Source organism: Marinobacter sp. (assembly GCF_041690455.1).
Classification (GTDB): Bacteria; Pseudomonadota; Gammaproteobacteria; order Pseudomonadales; family Oleiphilaceae; genus Marinobacter.
In genome coordinates this window covers 24,402-32,273 of sequence record NZ_JAWLHI010000047.1, presented here as the reverse complement: position 1 = coordinate 32,273, position 7,872 = coordinate 24,402, and the positions used below count along the sequence as shown (strand labels likewise).

General features: G+C 59.5%; 6 protein-coding genes. 3 read left to right on the top strand and 3 right to left on the bottom strand.

Features of this window, described 5'->3' with window-relative positions; genetic code table 11:
- On the bottom strand, positions 1-336 hold a 336-nt coding region (locus ACESMW_RS12640), incomplete at its 3' end, for a glutamine amidotransferase-related protein (RefSeq protein ID WP_372987378.1).
- A gap of 64 nt (positions 337-400) precedes the next feature.
- On the bottom strand, positions 401-1,864 hold the full coding sequence (gene guaB, locus ACESMW_RS12635) for an IMP dehydrogenase (protein ID WP_372987377.1): 1,464 nt from the start codon (positions 1,862-1,864) through the stop codon (positions 401-403).
- A gap of 216 nt (positions 1,865-2,080) precedes the next feature.
- Between guaB and xseA the strand changes: the two genes are divergently transcribed.
- From xseA to ACESMW_RS12620, 3 genes are all read left to right on the top strand, one after another.
- Positions 2,081-3,469, top strand: a complete 1,389-nt coding sequence (xseA, locus tag ACESMW_RS12630) for an exodeoxyribonuclease VII large subunit (RefSeq protein ID WP_372987376.1) — start codon at positions 2,081-2,083, stop codon at positions 3,467-3,469.
- A 117-nt stretch (positions 3,470-3,586) separates the two neighbouring features.
- A complete protein-coding gene (locus ACESMW_RS12625) occupies positions 3,587-5,461 on the top strand; it encodes a propionyl-CoA synthetase (protein WP_372987375.1) in 1,875 nt (624 codons plus the stop codon).
- 313 nt (positions 5,462-5,774) lie between these two features.
- Positions 5,775-5,984: a cold-shock protein gene (locus ACESMW_RS12620; protein ID WP_008169155.1), complete on the top strand. Its 210-nt coding sequence runs from the start codon at positions 5,775-5,777 to the stop codon at positions 5,982-5,984.
- A 96-nt stretch (positions 5,985-6,080) separates the two neighbouring features.
- Here ACESMW_RS12620 and leuA read toward each other — a convergent pair whose 3' ends face one another.
- The gene (gene leuA / locus ACESMW_RS12615; RefSeq protein WP_372987374.1) at positions 6,081-7,775 is read right to left on the bottom strand and encodes a 2-isopropylmalate synthase; all 1,695 of its coding nucleotides are present in this window, start codon (positions 7,773-7,775) and stop codon (positions 6,081-6,083) included.
- Positions 7,776-7,872 lie beyond the last annotated feature (97 nt).

The window sequence follows — 7,872 nt, the reverse complement described above, 5'->3', positions numbered from 1 at the left end:
CTGGGCATAGCCGAATTCCCGCTTTTCGGAACTGGCCACACGACCACCGAGCTGTTCAGCCATGGTCTGCATGCCGTAGCAAATACCCAGTACCGGGATGCCGCGGTCAAAGAGATCCTCCGGAGCCCGGGGACCACCCAGCTGGGTTACGGATTCCGGTCCACCCGCGAGAATAATACCTTTGGGATTGAACTCCCTGAGCTCTTCATCGGTCATGTCAAAAGCCTTGATCTCACAGTACACGCCAATTTCCCGGATGCGCCGGGCAATCAGCTGGGTGTACTGGGAACCGAAATCAAGAATCAGGATACGGTGGTCGTGGATGTTCTGGGCCATGGAGTCCTCGGATCACAAATAAACAACGCGGCCCGTTCCGGGGCCGCGTTCATTGGGGTCATTCTTAACCGATACGGTAGTTGGGCGCTTCCTTGGTGATGGTCACGTCGTGGACGTGGCTCTCACGCATGCCGGCATTGGTGATGCGCACGAATTCCGGCTTGGTGCGCATTTCTTCCATGGTCGCGCTGCCGGTATAACCCATGGAGGCACGCAGCCCGCCCATCAGCTGGTGGACGATGTTACGCATCGGACCCTTGCAGGCGACACGGCCTTCGATACCTTCCGGCACCAGCTTCTCGATACCCTTGCTGGCATCCTGGAAATAACGGTCACTGGAACCCTGCCCCATGGCACCGAGGGAGCCCATGCCACGATAGGCCTTGTAGCTCCGACCCTGGAACAGCTCCACTTCGCCCGGAGCCTCGTCGGTACCCGCCAGCAGGCTGCCTATCATCACGCTGTGGGCGCCGGCGGCGATGGCCTTGGCGATGTCACCGGAGAAACGCACACCGCCGTCGGCGATCAGGGGAACGCCCCGATCCTTCAGCGCCGCCGCGACATTGGATACCGCAGAAATCTGGGGCACACCGATACCGGCAACAATGCGCGTGGTACAGATGGAACCGGGACCAATACCGACCTTCACTGCGTCCGCTCCGGCGTCAGCCAGGGCAATGGCGGCGTCGGAGGTGGCAATATTGCCTCCAATGACCTGGACCTCGGGGAAATTCTGCTTCACCCAACGGACACGCTCGATAACACCCTTGGAGTGGCCATGGGCGGTATCGACCACAATCACGTCGACGCCGGCCTCGGCCAGAGCAGTAATCCGGGCTTCGGTATCACCGCCGGTGCTGACCGCAGCACCGACACGCAGGCGACCCTGCTCGTCCTTGCACGCCAGGGGATAGTCCTTCGCTTTCTGGATGTCCTTGACGGTGATCAGACCGCGCAGTTCAAACTCGTCATTCACCACCAGCACCTTCTCGATGCGATGGCGGTGCAACAGCTCCTTCACGTCCTCGAGGCTGGCGCCCTCCTTGACGGTCACCAGCTTTTCCTTCGGCGTCATGATGTCACGCACCAGGGTGTCCATGCGGCTTTCGAAGCGGATATCACGACCGGTAACGATGCCGACCAGATCGTGACCATGCACAACCGGCAGACCGGAAATATTGTTGGCCATGGTGATATCGACCAATTCACGCACGGTGGTATCCGGTGAGACGGTAATCGGATCCTTCACCACGCCACTCTCGAATTTTTTGACCTTGCGAACCGCAGCCGCCTGCTGCTCCACAGTCATGTTCTTGTGCATGATACCGATGCCGCCTTCCTGGGCCATGGCGATGGCCAGCTCGGCTTCGGTGACCGTATCCATGGCAGACGATACCAGCGGAATGTTCAGGGTTATATTGCGGGTCAGCTGGGTCTGGAGACTGACCTGATGGGGGAGAACTTCCGAGAATCCGGGAACAAGCAGAACATCATCAAACGTGAGGGCTTCTTCAGCAATTCGCAGCATTGGGATCCGCCTTTTGAACGTGCTAAGTTTGGAAATCCTGTACCGCGCCCTGAGCGGCGCGACAAAGCAAAATCCTTAATCGATCTATTATAAAGTGGTGGCTCTGGACAGTAAACCGCACCATTTTGAAGGTCTGGTTGCATCTTTTTGAATTTCCGATATTTTTACCTCGAATTTTTCGGGTATTGCGTATAAAACCAACCATGGAGCACGGCCTTGACCCCCTCCTTCCAGGACTCCCAGCCCCTTTCCGGTGATACTGGCAGCCTTCGCCCCACACAGGCCCTGAGTGTCAGCGAACTCAATCACCAGGCCCGGCACCTGCTGGAATCCAGCTTCATGCAGGTCTGGGTGGAGGGCGAACTGTCCAGCTTCTCCCGCCCCTCCTCGGGCCACTGGTATTTCTCCCTGAAAGACCGCAAGAGCCAGGTCCGTTGCGCCATGTTCCGGGGCTTCAACCAGCGGGTCCGGGCCATTCCGAAGGAAGGCGATCAGGTACGTATCCGGGGCAAGGTGACGCTTTACGAAAGCCGGGGCGACTTCCAGATCATTGTCGAGCACATCGAGCCCGCGGGACTCGGCGCCCTGCAACAGGCCTTTGAGGAGCTGAAGCGCAAGCTGCAGACAGAAGGGCTGTTCGACGCAGCCCGCAAGAAGCCGATTCCGGCCCTGCCCAGGCATATCGGCGTCATCACCTCCCCTACCGGCGCCGCTATCCACGACATCCTGACGGTGCTTTCACGCCGGTGCCCGGCCATCCCGGTCACCCTCTATCCGACCGCCGTCCAGGGCAAGGCCGCGACCAACGATATTGTCCGCGCCATCGAACAGGCCCAGAACCATGGCGTTGCGGATGTCCTGATCATCGGTCGTGGTGGTGGCTCGCTTGAGGATCTCTGGTGCTTCAACGAGGAAGCGGTCGCCCGGGCCATTGCGGCCTGCCGGATTCCGACCGTGAGCGCCGTCGGCCATGAAGTGGATGTCACCATCGCCGATTTCGTGGCGGATCTTCGGGCCCCGACCCCGTCAGCCGCGGCCGAGAAGATCTCCCCGGACCAGAGCCAGTGGCTGAGGCAACTTTCCGAACAGGAGCTGCGGCTCGCCAATGCCGCACGGCGGGCGCTCAAACGCCTGTCGGTACAGCTGGAACACCTGACCGCACGACTGCGGGATCCCCGCCGGGAGCTGCAGGAAAAAGCCCAGCGGATGGATGACCTGGAGCTACGCCTGGGCAAGGCGATGAAGCAGAAACTGGAGCGCTGGGATGTAAGCACCGGGCATCTCGCCCAGAGGCTGGCCATGCAGTCTCCGCAGAAGCAGCTGACCACCAGCCGTGAGGCCCTCGGCCGCATCGAGGAGCGGCTGTTTGCAGTAACCCGGCTGACCATCCGCCAGCAGCGGGACCGCATGGAACACCTCGCCCAGACCCTGAATGTGGTCAGCCCGCTCGCTACTCTCGGCAGGGGCTATGCCATTGTCCGGGGCCCGGCCGGCGACATCATCCGGGATGCAGGCAACCTTTCCCCCGGTGACCGGATTTCGGCCCGGGTAGCGCGGGGCGAAATCGAGGCCGAAGTGACCTCCGTCAAATCAGGCCCGGAATAACTTGTTGAAAAGGCCTTACTAAGCCTATGGTCTACTAGTCCATAAACTCAAAGTGCCTAAAGTTGTGTCAATACGTACAAACAACACAAAAACAACAGGCACCAAGAGGTGGAATCTATGGACTACAATTCCGAATTCCGGCGCTCGATCGACCAGCGTGACGAATTCTGGCGAGAGCACGCCAACCAGATTGACTGGATCGAAGCGCCGAAGACCATCTGGCAGCCAAAGGACAATGGCCATGGCGAATGGTTTCCCGATGGCGTCCTCAATACCTGCGACGTAGCACTGGATGCGAACATCCGTGCCGGCCGGGGTGACCAGAAGGCCCTGATCTACGACTCCCCGGTCACCAACACTCAGCAATCCTATACCTACAACGAACTCACTGCCGAAGTTGCCCGATTTGCCGGTGCCCTGAAGGCCAACGGAATCTCCAAGGGAGACCGGGTCATTATCTACATGCCGATGATTCCCCAGGCGGTGGTGGCCATGCTGGGCTGTGCCCGCATCGGTGCCATTCATTCTGTGGTCTTCGGCGGTTTTGCCGCCCACGAGCTGGCGGTGCGCATTGAAGACGCGGAACCCAAGGCCCTGATCACGGCCTCCTGCGGCATCGAAGTCAGCCGGGTTATCGAATACAAGCCACTGGTGGACAAGGCTATCGAGCAGTCCAGCCACAAGCCGGATCTGTGCGTGGTGTATCAGCGTCCGCAGGCCCGGGCTGACATGCAGGATGGCCGCGACGTTGACTGGGAAGCGGTCATGGAAGGCGCGGAACCGGCCGACCCGGTACCCGTCAAATCAACGGATCCGCTTTACATCCTCTATACCTCCGGCACCACGGGCAAACCCAAGGGCGTGGTCCGGGATAACGGCGGCCATGCCGTCGCCCTGAAATACAGCATGAAGCTGGTGTACGACGCCAACCCCGGCGATGTCTACTGGGCCGCGTCCGACGTCGGCTGGGTCGTTGGTCACAGCTATATCGTGTACGGCCCGTTGTTTGCCGGCTGCACCACCATTCTGTACGAAGGCAAGCCGGTCAAAACCCCGGATGCCGGCGCCTTCTGGCGCGTGGTACAGGACCATGGCGTGGACCTGCTGTTCACCGCACCCACGGCATTCCGCGCAGTGCGCAAGGAAGACCCGGAAGCGGACGAGCTGAACAAGTACGATGTCAGCTCCCTGAAGCGAATCTTCCTGGCCGGGGAGCGACTGGACCCACCAACCTACGAGTGGCTCAAGGAACACACCGGCCTGCCCATTCTTGATCACTGGTGGCAGACCGAGACCGGCTGGGCCATCTGCTGTAACCCGGTGGGCATCGAAATGATGGAAACCAAGCCCGGCTCCGCCACCGTGCCCTCTCCTGGCTACAACGTTCAGGTTGTGGACATGAATGGCAGCCAGGTTCCCTCCGGGGCGCAGGGTCAGGTCGCGGTCAAGCTGCCGCTGCCGCCAGGCTGCATGATGACAGTCTGGGGTGATGATGAACGTTTCCGCAAGACCTACCTCGATCCGATCAAGGGCTATTACAGCTCCGGTGACGGTGGCTTCATTGATGACGACGGCTACGTATTCATCATGGGCCGGACCGATGATGTCATAAACGTGGCGGGCCATCGGCTTTCCACCGGCGAAATGGAAGAAGTGGTGGCATCCCATCCGGCCGTGGCCGAGTGCTGCGTGGTAGGCGCCCACGACGAACTGAAGGGCCAGGTCCCGATCGGCCTGGTGCTGATCAAGGACGGCGCCACCATCGATCACGACGAGCTGGAAGAAGAACTGGTTGAAATGGTGCGCGACAAGATCGGTGCCATTGCCTGCTTCCGCCGGGCCATGGTGGTCGAGCGACTGCCCAAGACCCGGTCCGGCAAGATTCTGCGCCGGGTGATCCGCCAGATCGCCGATGGTGAGGAGTACACTGTACCCAGCACCATTGATGATCCGGCCATCCTGGAAGAGATCAGCCAGCAGTTCCGCTCCTGAGCATCGTGCTTGCGAACATCGTGGCCGGCCACCTGAAATCAGCCGGCCACGATACCTCTCCGCCTGTCACTTCCCTGTCAAATCCTTGTTTTTAATACGAATAAAACCTTCAAAAAAAGCGTTGACGCTCCCGAAACTCGGTCTATACTGAAATTGCTGTGAAAAAACAGCGGTATTTAGTGAATGCGTTACAACGTTGTGCCTCCGTGCTTTTCGTTGCCCTTCTCTCAGTACTCTCTGGATTTCTCAGCACTGTTCCATAAGGAATTCGAAGGTCCCGTGAGGGCAAATTTTAGAAAGACAGGAAAGATCAATGTCCGATACAAAAACCGGCCACGTGAAGTGGTTCAACGAGTCCAAGGGCTTTGGCTTTATCGCTCAGGACGGTGGCAGTGACGTATTTGTTCACTACAGTGCAATCAACGCTTCCGGTTTCCGCACCCTGACCGAAGGTCAGCAGGTGCAGTTCACCGTAACTCAGGGCCCGAAAGGCCCGCAGGCGGAAAACGTAACGCCGGTTTAACCGGGTTAAGTGGACCGTTCCTTGCCCCTCACGGGCATTGGAAACGTAATAAGCCGGCATCATGCCGGCTTATTTTTTTACCTTCGATTTATTTCCTCAGGCGTCAGCCAGCTCGGCGGTCTTTTTCGCAGAGGGCATATCGGTTTCAACAGCCTGGGCGACGGCGGAGAACAGCGCCTGCAGCGTGGCTGAGGTCGTATCCTCGGCAAGGGCCGCAGCGCTGCAGTGCTGGCCATTTACCGTCAGGCGGATGCACGCCAGGGCGTTGGCATTGGTCCCCTCGCCCAGCGCGAACTCATCATAAGCCTCGACCGCAATGGCAATACCGAAGCGGTTCTCGAGGGCCTCGGAGACCGCCTCTACTGCGCCGAGACCACGACCTTCCAGTCGGACCGGCGAGGCATCGGTGCCCACGACCACGTCGGCACGCACGCCTTCATCATCCCGGTGCAGATCGTAGGAGCGCAGTTCCCAATCGGAATGCACTTTCAGGTACCGGTCCTCGAACAGGCGATGGATGGTGTGCGAGTCGATTTCCCCACCTTCAGTCTCCGCCTCGCGCTGAACCACCTTGCTGAATTCGATCTGCAGCCACCGGGGCAGACTGATGTCGTAGTCCCGCTCCAGCACGTAGGCGACGCCTCCCTTGCCGGACTGGCTGTTGATGCGAACCACTTCTTCGTAGCGCCGTCCCACATCAAACGGATCAATGGGCAGATAGGCAACGTTCCAGACATCCCCGTCCTTGCGGCGGGCCAGGCACTTGCGGATGGCATCCTGGTGACTGCCGGAGAAGGCGGTGAATACCAGTTCACCGGCATAGGGATGGCGTGGGTGCGTGGAAATCTCCGTGCAGGCCTCTACCACCTCGGTGATCTCTGCCATACCGGACAGGTCCAGTGTGGGGTCGACGCCCTGGGAATACAGGTTCATGGCCATGGTGACCAGATCCATATTGCCGGTACGCTCACCGTTACCCATGAGGGTGCCCTCGACACGATCGGCACCCGCCATCACCGCCAGCTCGGCAGCGGCCACGGCACAACCGCGGTCGTTGTGGGTGTGAACACTGACGCTGATGTGCTCCCGGCGCTGGATGTTGTCACAGATCCACTCGATCTGGTCGGCAAAGACATTCGGGGTCGCCATTTCCACGGTCGCCGGCAGGTTGATGATCACCGGCTGGCCCTGATCCGGGCGCCACACCTCGGTGACCGCATTGATGACCTCTGCGGCAAAGTCCAGCTCGGTTCCGGTAAAGCTTTCCGGGGAATACTGGAAGGTCCAGTCCGTTTCCGGATAGCGGGTGGCAATGTCCTTCACCAGCGTCGCGCCATTGACCGCGATGTCCCGGATTCCGTCCCGATCCAGTCCGAACACCTGCTCCCGCTGGACCGTGGAGGTGGAATTGTAGACATGCACGATGGCGCGCCTGGCACCCTCCAAAGCCTGGTAGGTGCGCTCGATCAGTTCCGGGCGCGCCTGGGTCAGAACCTGGATCTTGACGTCGTCGGGAATGCGGTTTTCCTCAATCAGCTTGCGGCAGAAATCAAAATCCGGCTGACTGGCCGCCGGAAAACCAATTTCGATTTCCTTGAAACCGAGCTTGACCAGCAAATCGAACAATCGCTGCTTCTGGGCAACGGACATCGGCTTGACCAGCGCCTGGTTGCCGTCCCGCAGGTCTACGGCGCACCAGGTGGGAGCCTTTTCGATCACCTTGTCCGGCCAACGACGGTCGGTCTTGGCGATCGGCTTGAATGCCATATATTTGCGATGATCAAAAGCCATGGAAGGATTCCTTTCGATTGCCGGTGGAGTACTTGATTTAGTTACTATGCTAACTCAGTCGGAAGGAAATTTGATTGCTATTTCAGGCTTGGAACGG

Excerpts from the sequence above, each read along its gene's own strand:
- leuA (WP_372987374.1), bottom strand. The coding sequence starts at position 7,775 with ATGGCTTTTGATCATCGCAAATATATGGCATTCAAGCCGATCGCCAAG.
- guaB (WP_372987377.1), bottom strand. The coding sequence starts at position 1,864 with ATGCTGCGAATTGCTGAAGAAGCCCTCACGTTTGATGATGTTCTGCTT.
- ACESMW_RS12625 (WP_372987375.1), top strand. The coding sequence starts at position 3,587 with ATGGACTACAATTCCGAATTCCGGCGCTCGATCGACCAGCGTGACGAA.
- ACESMW_RS12620 (WP_008169155.1), top strand. The coding sequence starts at position 5,775 with ATGTCCGATACAAAAACCGGCCACGTGAAGTGGTTCAACGAGTCCAAG.